Here is a 26,775-nt window from a genome sequence, read left to right as displayed (position 1 = left end):
CGGCCTGAACACCATATATGGTAGCCGATGTCAGAAATGAATCAAGATATGGTGCCCAGTCCGACTGGAGTCCTTGATCGAAATCATGGTCTCGGCGATGTGGCGCGACGCGAGTCACTCAGCAGGTAGTGTTCCAGCCCCCAGCGCAGCGGTGTCACCCGCCGGGCCAGGCCCAGCGCGGCCCGGCGCATGAGGCGCGCCGGGGGCCGGGTATCATTGTAGAGACCGACCACCGCCCGCGACGCCAGCCACAGCGGCCGGGTCGCCTGGCGATGGGCGCGATCGTAGGCCGCCAGGACATCGGCATCGCCGATATCGCGCCCCTGGCGCTGGCCACGGGCGATTTCCCCGACCAGCCGCTCGACACTGGCCAGCCCGACGTTGAAGCCGTGGGCGGTGGCGGGATGCAGGCCGATGGCGGCATCGCCGATCAACGCCAAGCGCTCGGCGTGCAACCGCTCGGCGTAGCCGATCCACAGCGGGTAGCCGTGCAGGTCGCCGACACGCTGCATGTCGCCCAGGCGGTGTCGGTAGAAGTCCGATACCGTCGCCGAGAAGGCCCCGGCGTCCAGCGAATGGAGCCACTCGGCCTCGTCCGGCGTCACGGTCATCACCACCGAGGCGGTGCGCCCGCTCAGCGGCAGCAGCGCCAGCGCCCGCCGGTAGCCGAACCACGACCAGGTCACCTGGTCATGCGCGTGCTCGTGAGCCATCCGGCATACCAGCACGTGACGCCCGGTGTCCTCGAGCTGGGCGGGCACGCCCGCCTGACGGCGCATCGCCGACAAGCGGCCGTCGGCGGCGACCACCAGCCGCGCGGCGAGTCGTTCGCCATCCTCGCGCAGCAGTACCCGCGAATCGGTGGCGGTCTCCAGCGCCGTGACGCCGGTACCGGCAATCAACTCGATGCGCGAGTCGGCCCGGGCGGCCTCGAAGGCCGCCCGACGCAGGTGACGGTTGGCGACGAACTGACCGAGCGGACGCACCGCGGTGGCATCGACCTCCGCGAGCGTCAAGGGTCGCGTGGCATCGCCGTCGTAGAGCTGCGCCGCGCGGATCGGCGCTACATGCGCCTCGGCGATGCGCGACCAGATACCGGCGGCCTCGAGCCGCCGCCGCGAGGCGTGGGTCAGAGCGATCTCGCGACCGTCGTCGGCAGGCTCGGCCAGGGCGGCCCGCGGGGCCCGGTCGATCACGGCCACCGTCAGCCCCAGCGCGGCCAGTTCCACCGCCAGGCAGAGCCCGGCCGGCCCGGCTCCGACGATCGCCACGTCCTTCATCGCTTGTGTCACTCGCGCCGCTCCTTCGCTCCTTTCGAGGTAGCGCCATCATAACCGCCGCGGGTCGCGCGCGGCGGCGCGGCGACAATCGGCCGCGTCGAGAACGCAAACGGCCCGGCGACGAGGCCGGGCCGTGGCTGGCGAATGCCGCCCCGCGCGGGGCTCAGGCGATGGTGACGTCCTTCGCCAGATAGACGTCCTGAATGGCGTTGAGCAGCTCGACGCCCTCCTTCATCGGCTTCTGGAACGCCTTGCGGCCCGAGATCAGGCCCATGCCGCCGGCGCGCTTGTTGATCACCGCGGTACGCACGGCCTCGCCGAGATCGGAATGGCCCTTGGAACCGCCGCCCGAGTTGATCAGGCCGATGCGTCCCATGTAGCAGTTGGCCACCTGATAGCGGGCCAGGTCGATGGGATGATCGGTGGTCAGCTCGTCGTAGACCTTGTCGTGGGTGTGACCGAAGCCGACCTTGCGGTAGCCGGCGTTGTTCTCGGCGAGCTTCTGCTTGACGATGTCGGCCTTGAGGGTGGCCGCCAGGTGGATCGCCTGCCCGGTCAGGTCGGAGGCGACGTGATAGTCGGTGCCGTCCTTCTTGAACTCGGGATTGCGCAGGTAGGCCCAGAGCACGGTGACCATGCCCAGTTCGTGGGCACGCTCGAAGGCCTCGCTGATCTCCTCGATCTGGCGCCGGCTCTCCGGCGAGCCGAAGTAGATGGTCGCCCCCACCGCCACGCAGCCCATGGCATGGGCCTGCTCGACCTGGGCAAACGGCGTCTGGTCGTAGACCGCCGGGTAGGTCAGCGTCTCGTTGTGGTTGAGCTTGAGCATCATCGGGATCTTGTGGGCGTAGCGCCGCGCCACCGACGACAGCACGCCGAGGGTCGAGGCCACGCAGTTGCAGCCGCCCTCGATGGCCAGCTCGACGATGTTCTTGGGATCGAAATACAGCGGGTTGGGCGCGAAGGAGGCCCCGGCGGAGTGCTCGATGCCCTGGTCGACCGGCAGGATGCTGACGTAACCGGTGCCGCCCAGCCGCCCGTGGTCGAAGATCGCCTGAAGGTTGCGCAGCACGTGGGGGCTGCGATCGGTGTCGGTCATCACCCGATCGACGAAGTCGGGACCCGGCAGATACAGGCTGCCCTTGTCGAATCCGCGGCACGAGTGATTGAGCAGGCTGTCGGCCTCGTCGCCCAGCAACTTGGCAATATCGGTCATCGTCTTGCACGCCTCCCTTGAGAGTGGTCCTTGCTGATCCCGCGGTGCGGGCTCCATCCTCCCATCTTGGCGTCTAGCGCCGCCGCTTTCCACCCCGGAGGAACGTCGCCGGCCACGCTCAACGCCCGCTATCTCGATTCAGCCACCAGGCGTAGAGCAGGCCGGCCACCATCAGGGCGACGGCGAACGCATAGATGCCCACCGAGATGGCGCTGGACACCAGGATGCTCCAGTCGCCGCCCGAGATGGACATGGCCCGGCGCAGGTTGAACTCCATCTCGCCGCCCAGCAGCAGCCCCAGCACCACCGGCACCGACGGGATCTCCAGCTTGCGCAGCGCATAGCCCAGCACCCCGAAGGCCAGCATGACGTAGAGATCGAAGGCACTGTTGTTGAGCGAGTAGACGCCGACGAACGCCACCAGGATCACCACCGGCATCAACAGCCAGGTGGGGGCGCGCAGCACTCGGGCGAACAGCCCCACCAGCGGCACGTTGAGCACCAGCAGCATGATGTTGCCGATGAACAGCGCCGCCACCAGCCCCCACACCATGTCGGGCTGCTGCTCGAACAGCAGCGGCCCCGGAGTGATGTTCATCGACAGCAGCAGCGCCAGCAGGATGGCCGTCGTGCCACTGCCCGGGATGCCCAGCGACAGCATGGGAATCAGCGCACCGCCGGCGGCGGCGTTGTTGCCCGCCTCGGGCGCCGCCACGCCGCGCGGGTCGCCGTTGCCGAAGTCGCCCTTGCGCCCCAGCCAGCGCTTCTCCAGCGTGTAGGAGAGAAAGCTGCCCAGCGAGGCGCCGGCCCCGGGCAGCACCCCGGCGATGAAGCCGATCAGCGAACCACGGGCGATGGTCGGCGCGCAGCGTCCGGCGCTGCGCATGCCGGGGATCGCCGAGCCCAGCTCCCGGCTGGCGCCGGTTGCCTGGCGGCGGTCCTCGAGGAATAGCAGGCACTCCGAGATGGCGAACAGCCCCACCAGGGCGGCGATGAAATCGATGCCGTCGTACAGCTCGTACAATCCGAAGGTATAGCGCGACACGCCGCTCGCCGGGTCGAGCCCCACCGTGCCCAGCAGCAGGCCCAGGCAGGCGGCGACGAAGCTCTTGGTGAAGCTGCCGCTGGTCACCCCGCCGATGGTGGCGAACGCCAGCACGAACAGCGCGAAGTACTCGGCGGGGCCGAAGCGAATGGCGAAGCCCACCAGCAAGGGCGCGAACAGTGTCAGGCCGATGGTCGCCACCGTCGCGCCGACGAACGAGGCCACCGCGGACAGCCCCAGGGCCTCGCCGCCGCGCCCCGCGAGCGCCATCGGATAGCCGTCGAGGGTGGTCATCATCGCCGGCTCGTCGCCGGGGATGTTGAGGACGATCGAACTGATGCGCCCACCGTACATGGTGCCGTAATAGACGCTGACCAGCAGGATCAACGCGGCGGTGGGCGACAGGCCGAAGTTGAAGGCCAACGGAATCAGCAGCGCCACGCCGTTAACCGGCCCCAGCCCCGGCAGGGCGCCGATCAGGGTCCCCACGGCACAGCCGATCAGCGCCAGGAGCAGATTCTGGGGCTCGGTGGCCACCGCGAAGCCGTGCAGGAGAAAGCCGAGGATATCCATGCGATGCCCCTCAGAAACCCAGGCCGGGGATGGCGGGCAGCGGAATGCCCAGCGCGTACTCGAACAATAGATAGAGGATCGCCGTCAGTGCCGCGCCACTGACCAGCGCCTGGCGCCAGGCGGCATCGAACAGGCGAATCAGCAGCACGCTGCAGACCAGCGTCGCCGGCAGGAACCCCCAGGGTTCCAGGAAGGCGGCATAGCCGCCCAGCACCACCAGCAGCCCGGCCTGGCGCAGCAGCGCTGCCCCCCCGGGCCAGCGCTGGTTGAGGCCGGGCCGGCAGATCAGGTAGAGCGCCAGAACGCCCAGCGGTACGCAGACCAGACGCGGAAACAGATCCGGCCCCACCGGCTGACGAAAGCCGGAAACGAAGGTCTGGGCGTGCCACCAGGCCACCACCGCCAGCAGGAGCAGCACGGCCCCGGCGAGACGGTCGCCGAGGGCCGCCGGACGCGGCGCGGCGCCGGGTTCGTCTGCCGTCACTGGATGACCCCGATCTCCCGGGAAATGCTCTCGACCTGGTCGGCGGTATCGCGGACGAAGGTGTCGAACGCGTCACCGCCACGCCACAGGGGCACCAGGCCGTTGCGCTCGGCGACCTGCTTCCACTCCGGCGAGTCGTAGAGGGTCTTCAGAGTATCGACCATCGCCTGGTAGTTGGCGTCCGAGACCTCGCCACCGGTATAGAAGCCGCGCCAGTTGTAGCCGGTCACGTCATAGCCCTGGGAGACCGCGGTGGGCAGGTCGTCGAAGGGCGGCGCCAGCGGCTCGTCGGCGAGCACCGCCAGCACGCGGACGTCCCCCGACTTGATGAAGCCCGCGATCTCGCCCAGGTCGGTGGACACGACGTCCACGTGGCCGCCCATCATCTGGGTCACGGCGGGGCCGCCGCCGTCGAACTGCACCCAGCGCACCTTGCCGGTCTGGTCGCTGGCCAGGCCCGCGGCCTTGGCCAGCATCAGCGCGCGTATGTGGTCCCAGCCGCCGGCCCCGCTGGACCCCGACAGCACCACCGACGAGGGATCCTCGACCAGCGCGTCGAGCAGGTCGTCGAGGCTCTGATAGGGACTGTCGTCATCGACCAGGATCACCCCCACGTCGGTGCCCAGCATGGCCAGCCAGCGCATGGTGTCGACGCCGCCCGGATAGCGGCCCTGGGCGATCTGGGTGATCCCCACGGTGCTGGTGGCCACGATCAGGTCGCTGTCATCGGCGCGCTTGCCGGCCACGTTGGAGAACGCCACGGCGCCCACGCCGCCGGGCATGTTGACCACCTGGACGGGGCTGTCGACCAGTTCGAGATCGTAGAGCAGCTTGCCCACGCTGCGGCAGGTGAAATCCCAGCCGCCACCCGGGTCGGCCGGCGCCAGGCACTCGCTGATCGGCAATGCCTGACTCGGGGTGCTGACGGCCAGGCCCGCGCCCAGCAACAGCGTCGCGGCGAGGGTCTGCAGGGGGCGCAAGGCGAGCGTGCGTGGAGAGATGGCCATGATTGTTGTTCCTTGTGTCGGTTCGTCTCGTCGTCATTCCGGTGAGGGTCAGATCGCACCCTCGTCGTGAAGCCGTTGCTGTTCGCTCTCGTCGAGACCCAGCTGGGTCAGGATCTCGCGGGTGTGCTCGCCCAGGGCCGGCACCGGCCGGTAGACCGCCGCCGGCGCCTCGCTCATCTTCACCGGGAAGCCGGTGGTGGGGACCCGGCCATGTTCGCCCTGGTCGAGATCCAGGCGCATCTGCTGGGCCTGGACCTGGGGGTCGTCGAAGGTCTCGCGCAGGCTGTGGACGCGCCCGCAGGGCACGCCGGCCTCGTTGAGATGCTCGATCCACTCGGCCACGCGGCGCGTGCCGATCACGGCGTTGAGACGTTCGCGCAACGCCTCGCGGTGGAGCATGCGCTGGGTATTGTCGGCGAAGCGCGGTTCATCGAGCAGCTCGAGGCAGTCCAGGGCGCGCAGCAGACGCTCGACCATGGCGTCGTTGCTGGGCGCGATCGCCACGTCGCCGTCGCTGGCCTTGAACAGGCCGTAGGGATAGACCATGGGGTGGTCGTTGCCGGTCCGCGCCGGCACCCGGTCGGTGGCGAAATATTCCGCGGCGAGATAGCCCATCATGCTGATCAGGCCGTTGGTCAGGGCGGTCTCGACGATGTCGCCCTGGCCGGTGCGCTCGCGACGCACCAGCGCGGCGCAAATGCCGAAGGCCAGGTTCTGGCTGGCGACCATGTCGCTGAGCGGCGGCGCGGCACGCATGGGCTCGCCGTCGGCCGGGCCGTTGACGCTCATGAAGCCGCTCATCGCCTGGGCGATGAAGTCGTAGGCCGGGCGGTCGCGATAGGGCCCCTCGGAGCCGAAGCCGTTGATCCGCCCCACCACCAGCCGCGGAAAGCGCCCGCGCAACGTGGCATCGTCCAGGCCCATCCTGGCCAGCACCCCGGGGCGGAAGTTCTCGACCAGCACGTCGGCGTCCTCGAGCAGCCGCCACAGGACCGCCTTGCCGCTCTCGCTGCGCAGGTCCAGGGTCAGGGAGCGCTTGTTGCGATTGAACTGGGCGAAGTACCAGCTGAAGCCCTTGACCCTGTTGCCCTGGGAGCGCACCACGTCACCACGCCGGGGCGGCTCGACCTTGATCACGTCGGCGCCGTGATCGCCGAGCATCTGGGTGCAGAAGGGGCCGGAGATCACCCGCGTGAGGTCGATGACGCGAATGCCCTCGAGGGAGCCGGCGGTCGGCAGGGAGAGTGGCGCCATGCTCACCCCCGGGCCGTGGCGACGGCGTCGCCGTCGCTGAGCGCCAGCCGCGGCCCGGCCTTGGAAACCTGCGCGGGCAGTGGTCGGCCCATCAGGCGCGTGGCCAGTCGACCGGCCTCGATCAGCGCCGTCAGGTCGATGCCGGTGTCGATGCCCATCTCGGTGAGCAGGTAGACCAGGTCCTCGCTGGCGATGTTGCCGGTGGCTCCGGGGGCGAAGGGACACCCGCCCAGCCCGCCGATGGAACTCTCGTAGCGGGTGACGCCGAGCGCCAGGCCCTGCATCACGTTGGCCAGGCCGATACCGCGGGTGTTGTGGAAGTGCAGCGTCGGCGACAGGGGGGGCGCCACCTCGCGCAGATGGCGGATGCGCTCGCCGACCAGCGGCGGCGTCGCCATGCCGGTGGTGTCGCCCAGCGACACGTGCCGTGCGCCGAGATCGGCGAAGGCGCGGGCGATGTCGCCGACCGCGCCGACGTCGACATCGCCCTCGAAGGGGCAGCCGAAGGCCGTGGCGATGGCGCCGCGCAGTTCGACGCCGCTGCCGTCGAGCAGCCGCGCGATCTCCGTGAAGCCCGCCAGCGAGGTGGCGATGTCGCGGTTGACGTTCTTGGCGTTGTGGGTCGGCGAGGCCGAGACGAACAGCACCACCGAGTCGATGCCGGCTTCCAGCGCACGCTCGGCGCCGCGCACGTTGGGCACCAGCGCCGACCAGTGCACGTCCGGGATATCGGCCAGCGCCGCCACCAGTTGCGCCGCATCGGCCAGGGCGGGCACCGCCCGCGGGCTGACGAAGGAGGTCAGCTCGAACTCGCGCACCCCGGCGGCCACCAGCGCTCGCACCAGGGCGACCTTGTCGTCGGTACTCAGCCGTGTCGCTTCGTTCTGCAGGCCGTCGCGCAGCCCCACCTCGGTGACATGCACCCGGGCGGGCATCGGCTGGTGCTGATCCATGACAGGGGCGCCTCGTCGAACCGGTTTCAATGGGTTACACGAGCCTACCCCTGTCGGGTCAGGTCACAAAAGCACGACTTTGGTCGCCCCATACGCCGCGAGCCCCGCCGGTCACTCCTCGGCCAGTGCCGGCAGCAGCACCTTCACCTTGCGGGTCAATGTATTGCGCCCCCAGCCCAGCAGCTCGGCGGCCTCGCCCTTGCGCCCGCCGGTGTGCTTGAGGGCGGTCTCGATGAGGATGCGTTCGAAATCCGGCACCGCCTCTTCGAGCAGATGGGTGTGCCCGGCGGCCAGCGCCCGGTCGGCCCATTCACGGAAGGCGCTGCGCCAGTCGCCGCTGGCCGCCTCGGTGCCCTCGACGTCGCGCAGCTCCGGCGGCAGGTCGTCGACCAGCACCTCGCGGCCCGAGGCCATCACCGTCAGCCAGCGACAGGTGTTCTCGAGCTGGCGCACGTTGCCCGGCCAGGGCAGCTTGGTGAGGTGCTGCTCGGCGTCCTTGGTCAGCACCTTGGGATCGGTGGAAAGCTCCTTGGCGGCCTCGGCGAGAAAGTGCTGGGCCAGCCGCGGGATGTCCTCGCGGCGCTCGGCGAGCTTGGGCAGGTGGACGCGAATCACGTTGAGGCGGTGGAACAGATCCTCGCGGAAGCGCCCGTCCTCGACCAGCCGCTCGAGGTTCTGGTGGGTGGCGGCGATGATGCGCACGTCGACCTTGACCGGCGTATGACCGCCGACTCGATAGAACTCGCCGTCGGCCAGCACGCGCAGCAGACGGGTCTGGGTGTCGGGCGGCATGTCGCCGATCTCGTCGAGGAACAGCGTGCCGCCGTCGGCCTGTTCGAAGCGCCCGCGACGCTGCGCGGTGGCGCCGGTGAAGGCGCCCTTCTCGTGGCCGAACAGCTCGGACTCCATCAGGTCCTTGGGGATCGCCGCCATGTTCAGGGCGATGAACGGGTGCGACCGGCGCGGGCTGTGCTGATGCAGTGCCTGGGCGACCCGCTCCTTGCCGGTCCCGGACTCGCCGTTGATCAACACGGTGATGTGCGACTGCGAGAGCCGGCCGATGGCGCGAAACACCTCCTGCATCGCCGGCGCCTCGCCGATGATCTCGGTGGTCAGGCCCTCGGGCACCGCCGCCGGCGACTGACGTTCGCGGGCATGGGCCACCGCACGGCGCACCAGGGCCAGTGCCTCGTCGACGTCGAACGGCTTGGGCAGGTATTCGAAGGCCCCACCCTGATAGGACGCCACCGCACTGTCCAGGTCGGAATGCGCGGTCATCACGATCACCGGCAGGTCGGGGTGGCTCTCGCGCAGCCTCGCCATCAGATCGAGGCCATCCAGTCCCGGCATACGGATGTCGGTGAGCAACACGTCCGGCGGATGGCGCAACAGGCTCTCGAGCGCGGTGTCGGCGCGATCGAAACTGGTCACTTCCAGGTCCGGCTGGGCGAGGGCGCGCTCCAGCACCCATCGTATGGCACGGTCGTCGTCGACGATCACGATACGAGCGACGTCAGTCATAAAGCCCTCCAGCGGGTAGCATAGGTTCGCCTCCGGCGAATGTCGCAAGATCAGCGCGTCCGGCGCTGCGTGTGCCTGCCGCTGCCATCAGTTCGCCTCCAGCGGAATCAGCAGGCGGAATTCGGTACAGCCGGGCTGCGAGTCGCACTCGATCAGGCCCTGGTGCTGGTGGAGGATCGACTGGGCGATCGACAGCCCCAGCCCGCTGCCCTCGGCGCGCCCCGAGACCATCGGGTAGAACAGCGTCTCGCGCAGCGCCGCGGGGATCCCCGGGCCGTTGTCGATGATCGCCACCTCGCAGACCAGCCGGTGGCGCTCCGCCCCCAGGGTGAACTGGCGCCGCGCGCGGGTGCGCAACGTCAGCCGGGGCCGGGCGACGCCGCTCTCCTCCATGGCCTGCACGGCGTTGCGCGCGACGTTGAGCACCGCCTGGATCAACTGCGACTCGTCGCCGTTGAGATCGGGCAGGCTGGGGTCGTAGTCGCGCACGTAGTCGACCCGTGAATGCTCGGCCTCGAGCAAGGCGCGCACCCGCTCGAGGACCTTGTGGATGTTGAGCGGCTCGTGGCGGACCATGTGGTTGGGGCCGAGCATGCGATCGACCAGATCGCGCAGCCGGTCGGCCTCCTCGACGATCACCCGGGTGAACTCGGCGAGCTGCGGGTCGGGCAGGTCGCGCTCGAGCAATTGCGCGGCACCGCGGATGCCGCCCAGCGGGTTCTTGATCTCGTGGGCCAGCCCCCGGGAGAGCACCTTGATGGTCTCCTGGCGACTGATCAGCGCCTCCTCGCGGGAGATGCGCATCAGCCGGTCGCGGGGCTCGATCTCCAGCAGCAGCTCGTCCTCGGCGAGCGGCGTCACCGTGAAGTCGACGGTGATCGATTCGCCGCCGACCAGCAGCAGGACCGCCTCGCGCTGGGTGAAGGGGTGATACTCCTCGAGCGCCTTGGCCAGCACCTCGGCCACGGCACCGCCCTCGCCCTCCAGGCATTCCAGCCGCAGGCCCTGGACGCGGCCCTGGCTGACCGCCAGCAGCGCCTCCGCCGCCGGGTTCAACCAGCGCACGCGCAGCGCGTCGTCGAGCAGGACGACCGCGGTGGTGAGATTCTCCAGCAGGCGTTGATACATGGCTCGTTCCGACATTCCGGGACTCGTTAGCTGTCGATTTGCAAAAAGCGCGCCACTCCGCGCAAGGCCGTAACGACGCGAGATCAGCGCCGTCGCCGCGCGCCGTTACGCACCATTATGGTGCAATCAATCAAACCCTGCCGCGCCAGAATGGCACGCCCGGGCAGGTGTCGTCGGCACCCGGCGGCGTTGCGGCGGTGCAGCACGAGACGGCGAAAATGGCACGTCGCGCCACGCCGGAACACCTTCCCGGCCGGCGCGGTCGCCTCAGTTGGCGGGGTTGTTGGGGTTGGCGGGCAGATTGACACTGGCACGCTGGACGTAGAGCGTCACCGGCGCACTGCGATGACGCACCTTGCCGTCGCCATCGAGCAGCTCGGCGCGCAGGGTGTGTTCGCCGCGATCCAGGTTGGTGAGCATGAAGGCACTGGTATGCAGGGCCGACTGGCTGACGTTGCCGTCGACGAGCAGGCGGACCTTGTGGTCCGGGCGCAGGTCGGGCTCGATATCGAGCATCACCTGGACGTTGCCGGCGGCCCCGGTGGGCAGGGTCTTGCCGTCCTGCGGCGAGGCGATGCGGAAGGTGGTATAGGGCATGAACGGCTGGCCGATGGCTCGCCTCGACGACGACGTCTCGCGGCTCGGGGCCGCCGACGGCGTCGCCGAGGGACTGGCCGAGGGCACCACGGTCAGCGGCGCCAGGTCGACGCGCTGGGCGTCGTCCACCGGCCGGTCGGTGAAGACCACGTTGCCCTGGGCATCGGTCGTGCGATAGACCGTCGCCGCCTGGGCCATGCTCCATGCCAGCCCCATCACCAAGCCCACCGCGAGTAGACGCCGCATCATCGTCCCTGCCCTCTCTGGTCATTGTCCCGCTCGTACCGGCCCCGGACGGCGGTCCTCCGGCAGTGTAACGCAAAACGAAAAAGGGGCCCGCCGTGGCGAGCCCCTTTCGGTGCGACTTGCGAGCAAGCCGGCGGAAGACGACCGGCACGGCCCGCGACAGACATCGCGAGCCGGCCGAGGCCCTCAGCAGCTGTAGTAGAGGTCGAATTCGACCGGATGCGTCGCCATGCGCAGGCGCTCGACTTCCTCGTCCTTCAGCTCGATGTAGGCATCGATCATGTCGTCGGTGAACACGCCGCCTTCGGTGAGGAACGCGCGGTCCTTGTCCAGGGCTTCCAGGGCCTGATCGAGGCTGTTGGCCACGGTCGGCACCTTCTTGCCCTCTTCCGGCGGCAGGTCGTAGAGGTTCTTGTCCATCGCGTCGCCCGGATGGATCTTGTTCTTGATACCGTCGATGCCCGCCATCAGGATGGCCGCGAACGCCAGGTAGGGGTTGGCGGTCGGGTCGGGGAAGCGGCACTCGACACGCTTGCCTTTCGGGCTGGACGTGTACGGGATGCGGATCGACGCGGAACGGTTGCGCGCCGAGTAGGCCAGCATGACCGGCGCCTCGAAGCCCGGTACCAGACGCTTGTAGGAGTTGGTCGAAGCGTTGGTGAAGGCGTTCAGGGCACGCGCGTGCTTGATGATACCGCCGATGTAGTAGAGGGCGGTCTCGGACAGACCGGCATAGCCGTCGCCGGCGAACTGGTTCTCGCCATCCTTCCAGAAGGAAGAGTGCACGTGCATGCCGGACCCGTTGTCGCCGACCAGCGGCTTGGGCATGAAGGTCGCAGTCTTGCCGTAGGCGTGGGCGACGTTGTGCACCACGTACTTGAGCTGCTGGACCTCGTCGGCCTTCTTGACCAGGGTGTTGAACTTGACGCCGATCTCGTTCTGGCCGGCGTTGGCCACTTCGTGGTGATGCACTTCCACCGCCTGGCCGATCGCTTCCAGGGTGTTGCACATCGCGCTGCGGATGTCATGGAAGCTGTCCACCGGCGGGACCGGGAAGTAACCGCCCTTGACGCGCGGACGGTGGCCCAGGTTGCCGCCTTCGACGTTGGTGGCCGAGGTCGCCCAGGCGCCTTCTTCGGAGGTGATCTTGTACATGGCGCCGTCGATGTCGGCACGCCAGTGGACTTCGTCGAAGATGAAGAACTCGGGCTCCGGACCGAAGAAGGCGGTGTCGCCCAGGCCGGTGGAGTTCAGGTAGGCCTCGGCACGCTTGGCGATGGAGCGCGGGTCACGCTCGTAACCCTGCATGGTGGCCGGCTCGATGATGTCGCAGCGCAGCACCAGGGTCGCGTCTTCGGTGAACGGGTCGAGGAAGCCGGTGCCGTCCTCCGGGCGCAGGATCATGTCGGATTCGTTGATGCCCTTCCAGCCTTCGATGGAGGAACCATCGAACATCTGGCCGTCCTCGAAGAACTCGTCGTCGATAGCGCTGGCCGGAATCGTTACGTGCTGCTCCTTGCCCTTGGTATCGGTGAAGCGCAGGTCAACCCACTTGACGTCGTGTTCTTCGATCAGGGCGAGTGTCTTCTCAGACATGATGTCCTCCACAAATGAGCATTTCGGGCTCGAATCGATAGCTTGCGTGTCCAGCGTCGTTTTAGCACGCCGACCAAGGATTGCCTATGACGTGCCGTTCTGGCAAACCAAATGCAGACACCGTGCCAAAATGGCGCAACCGTTTCGCACGCCATCTGACAACCCCATGAAATCCCAGTGAAAATTCGACGCCAGCGGGGCCGGCACGGCGCCGCGGGAACGCGCCCGCTCGCGCCATCGGGGTGCACCCGACAGCTGCTCGCACCGCAAGAATGCAAAAAAGGCGTACCAGGCACCAAATTGGTGCATGCGGCGCGAGACGCCGCCTGGCCCGGCCCCTTGCCGGGAATGACCCCTCTCAGCCCGGGGGCCTCCGGAAAAATCACTCCCCACGGTCTCGGAAATCAGCCAGCCGGGGCGTTGCAACCTTTTGAAACCGACAGCTACACTTGATTACATAACAAGAAACGCTATCAGGACACATGTGGGCCACGTCGGAGGGCAGCGGCCGTCCGACGTCGAGGAAGCCGGCGGCCTGCGTCGATGTCACGGTAAACGGCCATTACCGGATTCAGGACGCCCTCCCTATGAACTCGTACAGCGTCATCATCGATTCCCGACGTGGCTACTTCCGCCTCGCCCGCTTTCTCGCGGCGATCGAGCAGAACGCCCAGGGCTTCGCGGGGCGCCTGGAGACCTGGCTGGTGATCGACAAGCCGCGCAACCGCATGGATCAGCTGGCGGAAGCGCACGGTGCCCGGCAACTGCTGCTACCGAGCCAGCCCCACGGCAAGCGGCTCAACATCGCGTCCAACCACAGTCAGGCCGACGTGCTGGTGTTCATCGACCCCGTCATCGACCTGCCGCCGGGCTGGCTGGATTTCCTCGAGCAGACCCTGTTTCACCAGCACTGGGACGTCACGGCCCTGGTGACGGAGGGCTGGTTCGCGACGCACTGGCTGCAGCGCCTGCACCGTCCCGGTGTCCGCGTACCGATGCTGGCCATGCGACGCATCTGGTTCGAGCGGGTCGGCGGCTTCGATCCCGAGCTGGAGGGCGGTGCCGAGCAGGACCTGTTGAACCGGCTGAGGGCCTGCCACGCTCGCGTGCTGCAGCGCAAGCCATGGGAGGGGCAACGCTCGGCCGGGTGAGACGCTGCCCGTTAGGGAAATGCTGAATAAATCGACGAGCGAGATGAAGCGCGAGGCGCATGGAACGCAGAAAACGAGACATAACATGAAGTTAGGCGAGTTTTCGACCGGGCTGGCGTCCCAGTACCACGCAACGAAGCGATTCGTTGGGGACGCCGAGTCCGCGCAGGCATTTATGCAGCGTTTCCTTAGCCGGCAAGCCTTTAGTCGACCCCCGACCACCGCGGCGCCGCCACGCGGTATGATGCTTCCGAGGTTAGTCGTGCGCGAGGCGCACAAGGAGAGGCTATCCATGAACGGTCTGAACCTGGCCCAGGACCTGGCCTGCCGCCTGCGTGGTCACTGGCGGCGCAGTCTGGTCGCGCCCTTGTGGGGACGCAGCGCGATCCTCGTCCTGCCCCGGGTGGTCGATGACGAGGCCACCGCCCGCCTGCCCCACCGTGCCCCCTGGTGCCTGGGGCGCGAGAGCTTCGAGCGGCTGCTGCTCAGCCTCAGCGACATCGCCCGGGTGGTCAGCCTGGCGACGGTCATGCAACCCCATCACCAGCCACAGGCCTGCATCGCCCTGACCTTCGACGGCGCCTGGCGCGACGACCTCGACGCCGCCATGCCGCTGCTCGACCATTATGCGCTTCCCGCCAGCGTCTTCGTCAGCAGCGGCCAGCTGCAGCGTGCCCGCGGCGACTGGCGCGCGGTGATCGGCGACGGGCTCTGGCAAGGGCCGCATGCCCGGCGCATCCACGACGCGCTGGGCGATGCCGGCCTGCCCCTGCCGCCGGCGCCCCCCGCGCAGCGGGACACCGCCTACAGCCGCGCCCTGCGCGGCTACCTGCAGCAGTTGGCGGGCGTCGCCGCCCACCGGCTGGAAGCGGTGACCGACTACCTGACCATCGAACTCGATCTGCCGCCGCCGCACATCGACCCCTTCAGCATCCGGCGGCTGGAGAACGAAGGCCTGATCCGCTTCGGCACCCGCGGCATCGGTGTCGCGGCCCTCGAGGGCCTGGACGACGACGCGATACGCCGCCAGGTGCGGCGCTCACGTCTGGCGCTGGCGCGCCTGTGCCGGGAACCGCTGCCGGTATTCGCCTACCCCGACCGCAACCCCTCGGCCCGGGTCCGCCGCATCGTCAGGGAGTGCGGCGTGACCATCGGCCTGGCCCGCCAGGGCGGCTGGCTATCGCACCGCGACGACCCGCTCTCGCTGCCGCGCATCCCGCTCTCGCAGCCGCTGGCCCAGAGTCCGGGGCGCTTGTTCGACTACCTGCTCGGCCAGTTGTGACACCCCGGCGCCCGACGTCTCCCCTCTTACGGGGAACCGCCGGCGTCGCCCGCCTGCTCGATGATCCGGTAGACCCGCTCGCGCGCCTGACGGGCGTTGTCCGCCATTTCGCGGCGCAGCTTGAAGACCTCCGCGTAGACGTCGCCGGCACGGGTTGGATCGGCCTTCTCATCGCCATAGAGTTCGTGCAGCGTTTCCATCCGCTCGTGCAGGCGTTCCATCAGCGGCTGCTGGGACTTGTAGAACTCGCCCTGGATCCGGCGAATCTGCCGACGCTGATCATCGTTCAACAGGCGCTCGTCGCCGAACGGCAGAGCACCGCCCATCATGCCCGGGCCATAGCCGCCACCCATCATGCCCGGGCCATAGCCGCCACCCATCATGCCCGGGCCATAGCCGCCGCCCATCATGCCGGGGCCATAGCCGCCGCCCATCATGCCGGGGCCATAGCCGCCACCCATCATGCCCGGGCCGTAACCATCACCCATCATGCCGGGGCCGTAACCGCCCCCCATCATGCCCCCGTGGGCCAGGGCCAGACCGCTGACCAGCACGGTCGCCAGCACGCCACCCATCAATCCGCGTTTCATCGTCGCTCCTCCTTTATTGCACGACTACTGCAATACCGCGCGAGTCGACTCGCGCCGTGTCCCGTTAAGCCTATGAAGGAACGGCCGAAGCGGCGTTGATGCAGGTCACGACAGCGCAAAAGCCCGGAAATCGGGGCCGTGAAGGTGGCAGGGGTCACGGCCTAGACCCTATAATGCGCCCCTTATTTCCCTGCAGGATCCCGTCGTGATCGAGAAACTTCGCAACATCGCCATCATCGCTCACGTCGACCACGGCAAAACCACCCTGGTCGACAAGCTCCTCCAGCAGTCCGGCACCCTGGACCGCAAGGCCGAGGGGCAGGAGCGCATCATGGACTCCAACGACCAGGAAAAGGAACGCGGCATCACCATCCTGGCCAAGAACACGGCGATCCGCTGGCAGGCACCCGATGACGAGGTCTACCACATCAACATCGTCGACACCCCGGGACACGCCGACTTCGGCGGCGAGGTGGAACGCGTGATGTCGATGGTCGATTCGGTGCTGCTGCTGGTCGACGCCGTCGACGGCCCCATGCCGCAGACCCGCTTCGTCACCCAGAAGGCCTTCGACCAGGGGCTCAAGCCGATCGTGGTGGTCAACAAGATCGACCGCCCCGGCGCCCGCCCGGACTGGGTGATCGACCAGATCTTCGATCTGTTCGACAACCTCGGCGCCTCCGACGAGCAGCTCGACTTCCCGATCATCTACTGCTCGGCGCTCAACGGCATCGCCGGCCCCGAGCCGGACGCGCTCGCCGACGACATGACGCCGATGTTCCAGTCGATCGTCGACATCGTCGAGCCGCCCAAGGTCGAACTCGACGGCCCCTTCCAGATGCAGATCTCGGCGCTCGACTACTCCAGCTACGTGGGCGTCATCGGCCTGGGCCGCATCAAGCGCGGCAGCGTCAGGCCCAATCAGCAGGTCAGCGTGATCACCAAGGAAGGCAACACCCGCAAGGGCAAGATCGGTCAGGTGATGACCCACATGGGTCTCGAGCGGGTCCAGACCGAACAGGCCGAAGCCGGTGACATCATCTGCATCACCGGCATCGAGGATCTGGCGATCTCCGACACGCTGTGCGATCCGAGTGCCGTCGAGGCGCTGCCGGCGCTGACCGTCGACGAGCCCACGGTCTCCATGACCTTCCAGGTCAACGACTCGCCGTTCGCCGGCAAGGACGGCAAGTTCGTCACCAGCCGCAACATCAAGGATCGCCTCGAGCAGGAGCTGATCCACAACGTCGCGCTGCGCGTCGAGCAGGGCGAATCGCCCGAGAAGTTCAAGGTCTCCGGACGCGGCGAGCTGCACCTCTCGGTGCTGATCGAGACCATGCGTCGCGAGGGCTACGAGCTCGCCGTGGGCCGCCCCGAGGTGATCATCAAGGAGATCGACGGCGAGAAGCAGGAGCCGTACGAAGAGGTGATCATCGACTGCGAGGAGCAGCACCAGGGCGCGGTCATGGAGGAACTCGGCTACCGCAAGGGCGAGATGACCAACATGAACCCCGACGGCAAGGGGCGCGTGCGGCTCGACTTCATCATCCCCGCACGCGGGCTGATCGGCTTCCGCGGCCAGTTCCTGACCCTGACCTCGGGCACCGGCATCCTCACCAGCCGCTTCGACCACTACGGCCCGCTCAAGCCCGACGCCGCCATTCAGCGTCGCAACGGCGTGCTGGTGTCGATGGTTCCCGGCAAGGCGCTGGCCTATGCGCTCTACGCCCTGCAGGACCGCGGCAAGCTGATCGTCGAACACGGCACCGAGGTCTACGAAGGCATGCTGGTGGGCATCAACAACCGCGCCGACGACATGGTGGTCAACCCCACCAAGGCCAAGAAGCTCGACAACATGCGCGCCTCCGGCAACGACGAGAACATCGTCCTCACGCCGCCGGTACGCTTCACGCTCGAGCAGGCGATCGAGTTCCTCGACGACGACGAACTGGTCGAGGTCACGCCCAACCACATCCGCCTGCGCAAGAAACACCTCACCGAGAACGAGCGCAAGCGCGCCAAGAAAAAGTAACTCGCCACGGCCCGCCAAGCGCGGGCCGCTTCATTTTCTTGATCCAGGTCGTATTCCGGCCGTGCCCGGGAAACCACAGCGGCCAATTCTTGTCTCAAGACAATTTTTCCCGCCCGCGGCAGAGATATGGTGAAGGGGCTTTCAGTCGCCGACACGCAGTCCATGCAACATCGGCGTCGTCATCGTCACTTCAGGAGTTCCTGTCATGCGTACCGCCATGCTGCTTTCCGCCGCCGCACTCGCCGCCGCCGGCCTGGTCGCCACCAGCCCCGCCTTCGCCTACGGGCAGGGCGACTTCTACACCCGCTTCGGTGTCGCCAAGGTCGAGCCCAAGAGCGACAACGGCGAATTCGACGACCTGAACCTGGATGTCGACGTCGGTGACGACAGCGGCTTCGCCTTCACCCTCGGCTACCGCTTCACCGACAAACTGGGCGTCGAACTGCTCGCCGCCGAGCCCTTCAAGCACGACATCGCGCTCAACGGCGACAACCTCGCTTCCACCAAGCACCTGCCGCCGACCCTGACCCTGCAGTACTACCCGCTGGGCGGAACCGACGCGCGCGTCCAGCCCTACGTCGGCGCCGGTATCAACTACACCCACTTCTCCGACGAAGAACTCGATGTGGGCAGCCTCGACCTCGACGACTCCTGGGGCGCCGCCGCCCAGGTCGGTGTCGACCTGCTGATCAACGAGCACTGGGCGCTCAACGCCGCCGCCTGGTACATCGACATCGATACCGACGCCACCGCCACCATCGCCGGTACCGACTACGACGCCAACGTCGAGATCGACCCGGTCGTGGTCATGGGCGGCCTCAGCTACCGTTTCTGAGCCCCCGCACGGCACGCCGGCCCTGTCCGGCGTGCCGCCCCCATGGGCGTTCCCCCGCCACACGCGCTACCCTGTGCAGTGACACCACCAGCGACAGGGACAGCTCGCATGCACAAGCACATCGAATGGGACACCCCGGGCGAGACCAGCGTTTCCGCTCACTACGCCAAGGATCCCAACGACTACGGTGAACCTCACCCCGGCAGCATCCTCACCGGCCGCTACAAGGGCGCGACGGTGCGTATCCGGGTCGAGGCCTACCGCGACGCCACCAGCATCGGCGACGTGGTCGCCCTGATCGACCCCGGCAGCGGCGAACGCCTGCAGTCGCTCGGCGACTTGAACCTGGGCGACACGGTACGCCTGCCCGACGACAAGCGCGCCTTCCAGCCGGCCGCCCCCGACGACTGACACTCGCTCCCCGCCCCCGTGAAGGCGTATGCTGACAGCGCGGTGCCGAGCGCATCGCGCGTTATCGGTTTGTTGTGTCACGTTCTGTTTTTCGCGAACTACCGGCGAGACGATGCCCGATTCCAAGACACCGCCCGATGCCAAGACACCACCACCCCCGCGCCATGACTGGGCGCTGTTTCTCGACTTCGATGGCACCCTGGTGCCGCTCGTCGACCACCCCCGGGACACCCGTGTCTCCGCGCCGCTGCGCCGGTTGATCACCACCCTGGATCGCGAGCTGGACGGCGCCGTGGCGATCGTCAGCGGCCGCCCGGTGGCCGAACTCGAGCGCCTGCTCGGCCCGCTCGCGCTGCCGCTGGCCGGCGTCCACGGCCTGGAATGGCGCGACGCCGCGGGCGGCTATCACAGTGCCGTCGAGCACCCCGAACGCCTGGCCGCCTGCCGCGAGGCGCTGGCCGACTTCGTCGCCGACCGCGACGGCCTGCACTACGAGGACAAGCGCGTCGCGCTGGCCCTGCACTACCGCGGCGCCCCCGATCGCGCCGACGACTGCCGCCGCTTCATGGCCGACTGGCGGGCCAGGCTGGGCGAGGGCTTCGAGACCGTCGCCGGCAAGTGCGTCATCGAACTGCGCCCGGCCGGCGTCCACAAGGGCTCCGCCGTCGCCCGACTGCTCGACGAACCGACCTTTCGCGGCCGCCGCCCGGTGTTCGTCGGCGACGACGTCACCGACGAGGACGCCTTCCGCGAGGTCAACGCCCGCGGCGGGCTCAGCGTGCGCGTCGGCCGCGGCGGCGAGACCACCGCAACCTGCTATCTTGACTCGGTACAGGAGGTACTGACATGGCTGGAGAGTCTGCCAACCCGAACGACCTGAGCGCGTCGTCCCAACCGCGCCCCACCTCCCTGGAACTCGGCCTGATCGGCAACTGCCAGATCGGCGCCCTGGTCGATGCCGATGGCCGGATCGTCTGGTGCTGCCTGCCGCGCTTCGACGGCGACCCCTTCTTCTCGCAGTTGATGGACACCGCCGATCACGGCTACTTCGCCATCGAACTCAAGGACCAGGTCGAGTCCCGGCAGTACTACCAGCGCAATACCGCGATCCTGTGCACCGAACTCACCGACAAGTTCGGCAGCCGCATCCGCATCACCGACTTCTGCCCGCGCTTCAGGCTCTACGACCGGACCTTCCGCCCCGAGGCCGTGATACGGCGCGTGCAGTGCCTGGCCGGCACGCCGGTGATCCGCGTGCGCCTGCGCCCCACCACCGCCTACGGCGAGCCCATCACCGACATCACCCACGGCAGCCACCACATCCGCTACATCGGCCAGGGGCGGGTGACCCGGCTGACCACCGACGCCTCGATCACCCATGTGCTGCAGGAATCGCCGATCGTCCTCGAAGGCGAACTCAACTTCGCGCTGGGCCCCGACGAGAGCATCACCGAATCGGTCACCGCGCTGTGTCAGCGTTTCGAGACCCAGACCACCACCTACTGGCAGGAATGGGCCCGCGGGCTGGCCATTCCCTTCGAATGGCAGAACGCCGTGATCCGCGCCGCCACCACCCTCAAGCTCAGCACCTTCGAGGACACCGGCGCGGTGATCGCCGCCATGACCACCTCGGTGCCCGAGGCCGCCGACACCCAGCGCAACTGGGACTACCGCTACTGCTGGCTGCGCGACGCCTACTTCGTGGTTCACGCCCTCAACCGCCTGGGCGCCACCGCGACCATGGAGAACTACCTCAACTACATCATCAACCTGGTGGTCGGCGCCGCCGAGCACGAGCTGCAGCCGCTCTACGGGATCGGCGGCGAGGTACGCATCGAGGAGTACGAGGTCAGCGGGCTCGCCGGTTACCGCGGCATGGGGCCGGTACGGGTCGGCAACGCCGCCTATCACCAGGTGCAGCACGACGTCTACGGCGCCGTGGTGCTGGCCGCCAATCAGGCGTTCTTCGACGAGCGCCTGGCCCGCCCCGGCGACGAAGCGCTGTTCCGCCGCCTGACGATCCTCGGCGAACAGGCCGCGCGGCTGTTCGACAAGCCCGACGCCGGCATCTGGGAGTATCGCGGCCGCGCCCGCGTGCACACCTACTCGGCAATCATGTGCTGGGCCGCCTGCGACCGCCTGGCACGCATCGCCGCACATCTCGGTCTCGACGAGGACGCCACCCGCTGGCGCCAACAGGCCGACCGCATGCACGACGTGATCTGCCGCGAGGCCTGGAGTGAGCCGCGCCAGGCCTTCACCGAGAGCTTCGGCGGCGACACCATGGACGCCAGCCTGCTCTTGATGCACGAGCTCGACTTCCTCGCCGCCGACGACCCGCGCTTCGTCAGCACGGTCGGCGCCATCGAGGCCGAGCTGCGCCGCGGCGACCACCTGTTCCGCTACGCCGCCGCCGACGACTTCGGCCACCCCGAGAACGCCTTCAACATCTGCACCTTCTGGTACATCGACGCCCTCTGGGCGATCGGCCGCCGCGACGAGGCGCGCCGGCTGTTCGAGAACATGCTCGAATGCCGCAACGCCCAGGGCTTGCTTTCCGAGGATCTCGACACCACCAGTCACGAACTGTGGGGCAACTTTCCGCAGACCTACAGCATGGTCGGCCTGATCAACTCCGCCCTGCACCTGAGCCGTAGCTGGGAGGAAGCCGTATGACACGACTCGTGGTGGTCTCCAATCGCGTATCGATTCCCGAGGCCGGCAAACCCCAGGCCGGCGGCCTGGCGGTGGCCATCACCGGCGCGCTCCGCGAGCACGGCGGGCTATGGTTCGGCTGGGACGGCCGCGTCAAGCAGGTCCCCTCCAACCGGCCCAGCGTGGTCACCCGCGATGCCATCGACTATGCCACGCTGTCGCTCTCCAAGGAGGACTACGACGACTACTACCTGGGCTTCGCCAACGAAGTGCTGTGGCCGGTGTTCCACTTCAACCTCGGCGCCATGGACTTCCGGCTCGACTACGTGAAGGCCTACTCGCGGGTCAACGCCCGCTTCGCCGAAGGCCTGACCCCGCTATTGCAGGGCGACGAGCTGATCTGGGTCCACGACTACCACCTGCTGCCGCTGGGCAAGGAACTGCGCGAGCGCGACGTCCGCCAGCCGCTGGGCTTCTTCCTGCACATCCCCTTTCCCAGCTTCGACCTGCTGCGCGCGTTGCCCTGCCACCGCGAGCTACTCGAGGACCTGCTGTACTACGACCTCATCGGCTTCCAGACCGAGAACGATCGTCACGCCTTCCACGAGGCCCTGGTCGAGACCTTCGATGCCACCATCGACGGCGACCACGTCACCTGTCGTGGCCACCGGCTGCGCACCGGCGTCTACCCGGTGGGCATCGACGTCGATGAAGCCATCGCCGAAGCCGAACAGGCCATCACCCAGGACCCGGCCTGCCAGTTCCAGGCCGATCTCGGCAAGCGCGACCTGATCATCGGCGCCGACCGCCTCGACTACTCCAAGGGGCTGGTGCAGCGCTTCAACGCCATCGAGACGCTGCTCACCCACTTCAAGCACCGCCGCCAGCGCACCATCTTCATGCAGATCGCCAGCCCCTCGCGCAGCGCGATCCCCGAGTACGACGAGCTGCGCCGCCAGCTCGAGGGGCTGGCCGGCCACATCAACGGCACCTACGCCGACATCGACTGGCTGCCGGTGCACTACCTCAACCAGACCTACTCCCACGCCGACCTGATGGGCCTGTTCCGCGCCGCGCGGGTCGGCCTGGTGACCCCGCTGCGCGACGGCATGAACCTGGTCTGCAAGGAATTCGTCGCCGCCCAGGACCCCGACGACCCCGGCGTGCTGGTACTCAGCGAACTGGCCGGCGCCGCCCGCGAGTTGAGCGGCGCGCTGCTGGTCAACCCCTACGACGTGCACGACATCGCCAGCGCCATCGAGCGTTCCCTGAACATGCCGCGGGACGAACGCCGCCAACGTCACCGGCAGATGCTCGACGTGCTGCGCCAGAACAGCCTGCTGGCCTGGCGCCAACGCTTCATCGACGACCTCGCCCACCCGCCGGCCTGACCGCCACCCCGGCCGGCTCCCTGACGGAGTCGGCCGTGCCCGCAAGCCCCTGGTCGACTGGCAAAGCGCCCCACGTCGTGACTACCTTGATGGGCGAACCCGCCAGACAGGAGACACCGATGGCCGACCTGGGAACCTGCGCCTGCGTAGGCTGCGAACATGAAGTCACCAGCGAGCAGAGCGCCATGAGCGAAGGCCAGGCCTTCTGCTGCTCGGCCTGTGCCGCCGGGCATCCCGAGGGCATGTCCTGCGTCCACGAGGGCTGCCCCTGCACCGAGCTCAACCGCCCGGCCGCCGGCGATCTATCCCGCGACGGCGCCTGAACCGCCACCTTCGCGATATCCGTCAAGGAGCGACCATGCAAAAACAAGCCCGCGTGGAGCCGGTCTTCGCCGCCCGCGCCATGAACGAGAAAGTGACCGGCTGGGTGGTGATCGACGAAAGCCAGCCCGATAACGAGAACGTCGTCTCCGAGCACGACACCCAGGACGACGCCCTGCGCGCCGCCGAACGCTTCGAGAACGACGAACACTGAGTCCCGCGGCCCGCTCCGGCGGGCTGCCCGCCTTGTCCACCGAACGCCCCGCACCGGCTATACTCCAGACGCGGCATCCGCCGTTTTCGAGTACGCCCCCATGACACTCAGTGTCACCACCTGCTTCGCCTTCCTCGCCTTGCAACTGCTGCTTCTCGCGCATATCGACTGGCGGTTGAGTGCCGGGGCAAAGACACCTGACGAATCCACCGAAAAAGCGGCGCAAGCGCCGACCTCACCCGATCCGGCAAAGCTGGGCTAGAAAGACGAGCGTCCATCCCCTGTGTGGAATGACGCTCGGACTGCCTGGGCGGCAGCGAACGTAGGCCTCGGCCGGGCGGCGGCGCATGGAGATTTCTGAGCTGCCTGGGCGGCAGCGAACGGGCTGGGTAGCGCTCAGCGGGACCAGCGGCTTTTCTGAGCTGCCTGGGCGGCAGCGAACCGGGGCGGTTTGTAGTCGGGCGGCGGTGCGCCTTTCTCAGCTGCCTGGGCGGCAGCGAACCGGTACCACGCCTCGCTGGACGAGGGCTATGTTTTCTGAGCTGCCTGGGCGGCAGCGAACGAGCTGGATTTGCTCTTAGAGCTACCGCCCATTTTCTGAGCTGCCTGGGCGGCAGCGAACGAGCTGGATTTGCTCTTAGAGCTACCGCCCATTTTCTGAGCTGCCTGGGCGGCAGCGAACCAGCTGATCCCCATCTCATCGAGCACGCTGTCTTTCTGAGCTGCCTGGGCGGCAGCGAACGATGCGCACCTGGCTGAATGGCTGTGCAGATTTTTCTGAGCTGCCTGGGCGGCAGCGAACCATCTCCCGCCGCTTGTCCATGTACTGAGCATTTTCTGAGCTGCCTGGGCGGCAGCGAACCCTGTCGAGCCTAGCCCTGCGCCTCAGCATCATTTCTGAGCTGCCTGGGCGGCAGCGAACGGCGAGGGCAAGGGCTGCGGTTAAAGCATCCCATTTCTGAGCTGCCTGGGCGGCAGCGAACGGAAGATGATGCGTGACGCCGGGATCGACCCATTTCTGAGCTGCCTGGGCGGCAGCGAACGCTGCCCTGCTGCTGGCCGATCCACTTCCAACTTTCTGAGCTGCCTGGGCGGCAGCGAACGTATAGCCGGTGGGTGGCTCGGGCTTTTCGGGTTTCTGAGCTGCCTGGGCGGCAGCGAACCGCACTTGGCCGGCATAGTAGTCGGTCCACTCTTTCTGAGCTGCCTGGGCGGCAGCGAACCAGGCCGCCGGCGAGAAGCACGTCGAGGTGCATTTCTGAGCTGCCTGGGCGGCAGCGAACAGGCAGTTCTCACTGCTCGCGGGACGGCGATATTTCTGAGCTGCCTGGGCGGCAGCGAACGCGTGCTGGCGCCGCTCCCAGCGCTGGTAGTCTTTCTGAGCTGCCTGGGCGGCAGCGAACCGCAAGCGCTCGCTGATCTCGACGAGCTGGCCTTTCTGAGCTGCCTGGGCGGCAGCGAACAGTTCGGCGTATCGGCAGTGCTGCACGTTCCCTTTCTGAGCTGCCTGGGCGGCAGCGAACGCGAACTGCCGCTCGGTCGCCATTTTCAGGTTTTTCTGAGCTGCCTGGGCGGCAGCGAACGCGGCGGCGACGACCCGGGCGCTGCGCAATTGTTTCTGAGCTGCCTGGGCGGCAGCGAACTTGCGCCTCGTCCAGCCGTTCGAGCGGGTCGATTTCTGAGCTGCCTGGGCGGCAGCGAACCGGTGTCGGCGGCCGGTGAGGTTCTGCGCGGCTTTCTGAGCTGCCTGGGCGGCAGCGAACTTCTCGATGCCGACCATGTAATCGAGGACATGTTTCTGAGCTGCCTGGGCGGCAGCGAACAAATCATCGGCACAGTGACATGCCCGCATTGCTTTCTGAGCTGCCTGGGCGGCAGCGAACGTCACCGTATGGCGGGAGATTCGCCGCCTCAATTTCTGAGCTGCCTGGGCGGCAGCGAACCAGACCCCGGCGGCGCTGCCGATGCTGCTCGATTTCTGAGCTGCCTGGGCGGCAGCGAACTGGCGCTTGGCGTTGACCTCGGCGGTCTTGTTTTTCTGAGCTGCCTGGGCGGCAGCGAACATCTTGCCAGCCTCGGGAAGAACATTTATAGCTTTCTGAGCTGCCTGGGCGGCAGCGAACAGTGTTACTCAGTACGAGCGTGCCGTTAGCGATTTCTGAGCTGCCTGGGCGGCAGCGAACGTGCTCTGCGAGCTGGACTATGCGGGTGGGACTTTCTGAGCTGCCTGGGCGGCAGCGAACCTCTCGGGGCGTCATTGAGCGTTTCTGGTTCATTTCTGAGCTGCCTGGGCGGCAGCGAACGCCGAGGTAGTGGACGTGAAGCGAGAGGGCGATTTCTGAGCTGCCTGGGCGGCAGCGAACTGGCCGCTCTTACGTACAATGGCACGCCACTTTTTCTGAGCTGCCTGGGCGGCAGCGAACCGGCTGCACGCGGCCCTGCAGGGGCAACTGAGTTTCTGAGCTTCCTGGGCGGCAGCGAACAAGGAACTGCTGGAGAAGGCGGCGCGGGCTGCTTTCTGAGCTGCCTGGGCGGCAGCGAACCGGCACCGAGCAGGTGTCGGATGCCGGCTATCTTTTCTGAGCTGCCTGGGCGGCAGCGAACACATGCTCGGCCACGGCGCCGCCAATCCCGGTTTTCTGAGCTGCCTGGGCGGCAGCGAACATGCTGAAAGGGGGGACATTTTGACGGTCAGATTTCTGAGCTGCCTGGGCGGCAGCGAACACCTCGCCACAGAATACCTAAAGCACGCTTTTGTTTCTGAGCTGCCTGGGCGGCAGCGAACAGCATCAGCTCGGCGCGGCGATGCTCGGGGTTTTTCTGAGCTGCCTGGGCGGCAGCGAACGTTGAGCAGGTCACCGCCGACGTAGCGGCGAATTTTCTGAGCTGCCTGGGCGGCAGCGAACTAATTCCTTGGAATGTTGCGTTCCTGGCGACATTTCTGAGCTGCCTGGGCGGCAGCGAACGCGGTGACACCGCCACGCCCGCGCCGA

Annotated in this window: 23 protein-coding genes and 1 CRISPR repeat array; of the genes, 11 read left to right on the top strand and 12 right to left on the bottom strand. The window is 67.6% G+C overall.

Annotated features, from left to right (window positions below; translation table 11 throughout):
* Positions 1-83: 83 nt before the first annotated feature.
* From ubiM to glnA, 11 genes are all read right to left on the bottom strand, one after another.
* A complete protein-coding gene (gene ubiM / locus D0901_RS14165) occupies positions 84-1,292 on the bottom strand; it encodes a 5-demethoxyubiquinol-8 5-hydroxylase UbiM (protein WP_233440433.1) in 1,209 nt (402 codons plus the stop codon).
* Between the two features lie 151 nt (positions 1,293-1,443).
* The gene (locus tag D0901_RS14160; RefSeq protein WP_129140952.1) at positions 1,444-2,496 is read right to left on the bottom strand and encodes a class I fructose-bisphosphate aldolase; all 1,053 of its coding nucleotides are present in this window, start codon (positions 2,494-2,496) and stop codon (positions 1,444-1,446) included.
* A 118-nt stretch (positions 2,497-2,614) separates the two neighbouring features.
* Positions 2,615-4,114, bottom strand: a complete 1,500-nt coding sequence (locus tag D0901_RS14155; RefSeq protein WP_129140951.1) for a tripartite tricarboxylate transporter permease — start codon at positions 4,112-4,114, stop codon at positions 2,615-2,617.
* Between the two features lie 10 nt (positions 4,115-4,124).
* Entirely contained in the window at positions 4,125-4,598 is a 474-nt protein-coding gene (locus D0901_RS14150; protein WP_129140950.1) for a tripartite tricarboxylate transporter TctB family protein, read from the bottom strand.
* Entirely contained in the window at positions 4,595-5,605 is a 1,011-nt protein-coding gene (locus D0901_RS14145) for a Bug family tripartite tricarboxylate transporter substrate binding protein (RefSeq protein WP_129140949.1), read from the bottom strand. The genes D0901_RS14150 and D0901_RS14145 overlap by 4 nt, the downstream gene beginning before the upstream one ends.
* A 48-nt stretch (positions 5,606-5,653) precedes the next feature.
* Positions 5,654-6,859 (bottom strand): CaiB/BaiF CoA transferase family protein, encoded by a 1,206-nt coding sequence (locus D0901_RS14140; RefSeq protein ID WP_129140948.1) that lies wholly within the window; start codon positions 6,857-6,859, stop codon positions 5,654-5,656.
* Positions 6,860-6,861: 2 nt separating this feature from the next.
* The gene (locus tag D0901_RS14135; protein WP_129140947.1) at positions 6,862-7,812 is read right to left on the bottom strand and encodes a hydroxymethylglutaryl-CoA lyase; all 951 of its coding nucleotides are present in this window, start codon (positions 7,810-7,812) and stop codon (positions 6,862-6,864) included.
* A gap of 111 nt (positions 7,813-7,923) precedes the next feature.
* Entirely contained in the window at positions 7,924-9,333 is a 1,410-nt protein-coding gene (gene glnG, locus D0901_RS14130) for a nitrogen regulation protein NR(I) (protein ID WP_129140946.1), read from the bottom strand.
* Positions 9,334-9,420: 87 nt separating this feature from the next.
* Positions 9,421-10,461: a nitrogen regulation protein NR(II) gene (gene glnL, locus D0901_RS14125; protein WP_129140993.1), complete on the bottom strand. Its 1,041-nt coding sequence runs from the start codon at positions 10,459-10,461 to the stop codon at positions 9,421-9,423.
* Between the two features lie 267 nt (positions 10,462-10,728).
* A complete protein-coding gene (locus tag D0901_RS14120) occupies positions 10,729-11,307 on the bottom strand; it encodes a DUF4124 domain-containing protein (RefSeq protein WP_233440432.1) in 579 nt (192 codons plus the stop codon).
* Positions 11,308-11,490: 183 nt separating this feature from the next.
* Positions 11,491-12,900: a glutamate--ammonia ligase gene (glnA, locus tag D0901_RS14115; RefSeq protein ID WP_129140945.1), complete on the bottom strand. Its 1,410-nt coding sequence runs from the start codon at positions 12,898-12,900 to the stop codon at positions 11,491-11,493.
* A gap of 587 nt (positions 12,901-13,487) precedes the next feature.
* Between glnA and D0901_RS14110 the strand changes: the two genes are divergently transcribed.
* Both D0901_RS14110 and D0901_RS14105 read left to right on the top strand, forming a co-directional pair.
* Positions 13,488-14,051: a glycosyltransferase family protein gene (locus tag D0901_RS14110; RefSeq protein ID WP_129140944.1), complete on the top strand. Its 564-nt coding sequence runs from the start codon at positions 13,488-13,490 to the stop codon at positions 14,049-14,051.
* A 292-nt stretch (positions 14,052-14,343) separates the two neighbouring features.
* Positions 14,344-15,333 carry a polysaccharide deacetylase family protein gene (locus tag D0901_RS14105; RefSeq protein WP_129140943.1) on the top strand — a complete coding sequence of 330 codons (990 nt, stop codon included), beginning with the start codon at positions 14,344-14,346 and terminating at the stop codon, positions 15,331-15,333.
* 26 nt (positions 15,334-15,359) lie between these two features.
* Here D0901_RS14105 and D0901_RS21135 read toward each other — a convergent pair whose 3' ends face one another.
* Entirely contained in the window at positions 15,360-15,923 is a 564-nt protein-coding gene (locus D0901_RS21135; RefSeq protein WP_203234879.1) for a Spy/CpxP family protein refolding chaperone, read from the bottom strand.
* Between the two features lie 205 nt (positions 15,924-16,128).
* On the opposite strand from D0901_RS21135, the gene typA reads away from it, so the two are divergent.
* The 9 genes from typA (at position 16,129) to D0901_RS20920 (ending at position 24,044) form a co-directional block, all read left to right on the top strand.
* The gene (gene typA / locus D0901_RS14095) at positions 16,129-17,955 is read left to right on the top strand and encodes a translational GTPase TypA (protein WP_129140942.1); all 1,827 of its coding nucleotides are present in this window, start codon (positions 16,129-16,131) and stop codon (positions 17,953-17,955) included.
* 205 nt (positions 17,956-18,160) lie between these two features.
* Positions 18,161-18,790, top strand: a complete 630-nt coding sequence (locus D0901_RS14090) for an OmpW/AlkL family protein (RefSeq protein WP_129140941.1) — start codon at positions 18,161-18,163, stop codon at positions 18,788-18,790.
* 108 nt (positions 18,791-18,898) lie between these two features.
* Positions 18,899-19,201 (top strand): hypothetical protein, encoded by a 303-nt coding sequence (locus D0901_RS14085; protein WP_129140940.1) that lies wholly within the window; start codon positions 18,899-18,901, stop codon positions 19,199-19,201.
* Positions 19,202-19,313: 112 nt separating this feature from the next.
* Entirely contained in the window at positions 19,314-20,081 is a 768-nt protein-coding gene (otsB, locus tag D0901_RS14080; RefSeq protein ID WP_162500877.1) for a trehalose-phosphatase, read from the top strand.
* Entirely contained in the window at positions 20,048-21,877 is a 1,830-nt protein-coding gene (locus tag D0901_RS14075; RefSeq protein ID WP_129140938.1) for a glycoside hydrolase family 15 protein, read from the top strand. Before otsB ends, D0901_RS14075 begins: the two co-directional genes overlap by 34 nt.
* On the top strand, positions 21,874-23,247 hold the full coding sequence (locus tag D0901_RS14070; RefSeq protein WP_129140937.1) for an alpha,alpha-trehalose-phosphate synthase (UDP-forming): 1,374 nt from the start codon (positions 21,874-21,876) through the stop codon (positions 23,245-23,247). Before D0901_RS14075 ends, D0901_RS14070 begins: the two co-directional genes overlap by 4 nt.
* A 119-nt stretch (positions 23,248-23,366) precedes the next feature.
* Positions 23,367-23,570 carry a hypothetical protein gene (locus D0901_RS14065; RefSeq protein ID WP_129140936.1) on the top strand — a complete coding sequence of 68 codons (204 nt, stop codon included), beginning with the start codon at positions 23,367-23,369 and terminating at the stop codon, positions 23,568-23,570.
* 35 nt (positions 23,571-23,605) lie between these two features.
* Positions 23,606-23,782 carry a hypothetical protein gene (locus tag D0901_RS21130; protein ID WP_203234878.1) on the top strand — a complete coding sequence of 59 codons (177 nt, stop codon included), beginning with the start codon at positions 23,606-23,608 and terminating at the stop codon, positions 23,780-23,782.
* A 100-nt stretch (positions 23,783-23,882) separates the two neighbouring features.
* On the top strand, positions 23,883-24,044 hold the full coding sequence (locus D0901_RS20920) for a hypothetical protein (RefSeq protein WP_162500876.1): 162 nt from the start codon (positions 23,883-23,885) through the stop codon (positions 24,042-24,044).
* A gap of 92 nt (positions 24,045-24,136) precedes the next feature.
* A CRISPR array of direct repeats spans positions 24,137-26,748; the repeat unit is 28 nt; unit sequence TTTCTGAGCTGCCTGGGCGGCAGCGAAC.
* Between the last annotated feature and the right edge of the window lie 27 nt (positions 26,749-26,775).

Source organism: Modicisalibacter coralii, from assembly GCF_004117855.1.
Lineage (GTDB): Bacteria > Pseudomonadota > Gammaproteobacteria > Pseudomonadales > Halomonadaceae > Modicisalibacter > Modicisalibacter coralii.
The sequence above is the reverse complement of the archived record's forward strand: the minus strand, read 5'-3'. Positions and strand labels throughout refer to the sequence as shown.

Bases quoted from the DNA above. Each gene is read 5' to 3' on its own strand.
- D0901_RS14160 (WP_129140952.1), bottom strand. From the start codon at position 2,496: ATGACCGATATTGCCAAGTTGCTGGGCGACGAGGCCGACAGCCTGCTC.
- D0901_RS14155 (WP_129140951.1), bottom strand. From the start codon at position 4,114: ATGGATATCCTCGGCTTTCTCCTGCACGGCTTCGCGGTGGCCACCGAG.
- D0901_RS14145 (WP_129140949.1), bottom strand. From the start codon at position 5,605: ATGGCCATCTCTCCACGCACGCTCGCCTTGCGCCCCCTGCAGACCCTC.
- D0901_RS14140 (WP_129140948.1), bottom strand. From the start codon at position 6,859: ATGGCGCCACTCTCCCTGCCGACCGCCGGCTCCCTCGAGGGCATTCGC.
- D0901_RS14135 (WP_129140947.1), bottom strand. From the start codon at position 7,812: ATGGATCAGCACCAGCCGATGCCCGCCCGGGTGCATGTCACCGAGGTG.
- glnG (WP_129140946.1), bottom strand. From the start codon at position 9,333: ATGACTGACGTCGCTCGTATCGTGATCGTCGACGACGACCGTGCCATA.
- glnL (WP_129140993.1), bottom strand. From the start codon at position 10,461: ATGTATCAACGCCTGCTGGAGAATCTCACCACCGCGGTCGTCCTGCTC.
- D0901_RS14120 (WP_233440432.1), bottom strand. From the start codon at position 11,307: ATGATGCGGCGTCTACTCGCGGTGGGCTTGGTGATGGGGCTGGCATGG.
- glnA (WP_129140945.1), bottom strand. From the start codon at position 12,900: ATGTCTGAGAAGACACTCGCCCTGATCGAAGAACACGACGTCAAGTGG.
- D0901_RS14110 (WP_129140944.1), top strand. From the start codon at position 13,488: ATGAACTCGTACAGCGTCATCATCGATTCCCGACGTGGCTACTTCCGC.
- D0901_RS14105 (WP_129140943.1), top strand. From the start codon at position 14,344: ATGAACGGTCTGAACCTGGCCCAGGACCTGGCCTGCCGCCTGCGTGGT.
- D0901_RS21135 (WP_203234879.1), bottom strand. From the start codon at position 15,923: ATGAAACGCGGATTGATGGGTGGCGTGCTGGCGACCGTGCTGGTCAGC.
- D0901_RS14090 (WP_129140941.1), top strand. From the start codon at position 18,161: ATGCGTACCGCCATGCTGCTTTCCGCCGCCGCACTCGCCGCCGCCGGC.
- D0901_RS14085 (WP_129140940.1), top strand. From the start codon at position 18,899: ATGCACAAGCACATCGAATGGGACACCCCGGGCGAGACCAGCGTTTCC.
- otsB (WP_162500877.1), top strand. From the start codon at position 19,314: ATGCCCGATTCCAAGACACCGCCCGATGCCAAGACACCACCACCCCCG.
- D0901_RS14075 (WP_129140938.1), top strand. From the start codon at position 20,048: ATGGCTGGAGAGTCTGCCAACCCGAACGACCTGAGCGCGTCGTCCCAA.
- D0901_RS14070 (WP_129140937.1), top strand. From the start codon at position 21,874: ATGACACGACTCGTGGTGGTCTCCAATCGCGTATCGATTCCCGAGGCC.
- D0901_RS14065 (WP_129140936.1), top strand. From the start codon at position 23,367: ATGGCCGACCTGGGAACCTGCGCCTGCGTAGGCTGCGAACATGAAGTC.
- D0901_RS21130 (WP_203234878.1), top strand. From the start codon at position 23,606: ATGCAAAAACAAGCCCGCGTGGAGCCGGTCTTCGCCGCCCGCGCCATG.
- D0901_RS20920 (WP_162500876.1), top strand. From the start codon at position 23,883: ATGACACTCAGTGTCACCACCTGCTTCGCCTTCCTCGCCTTGCAACTG.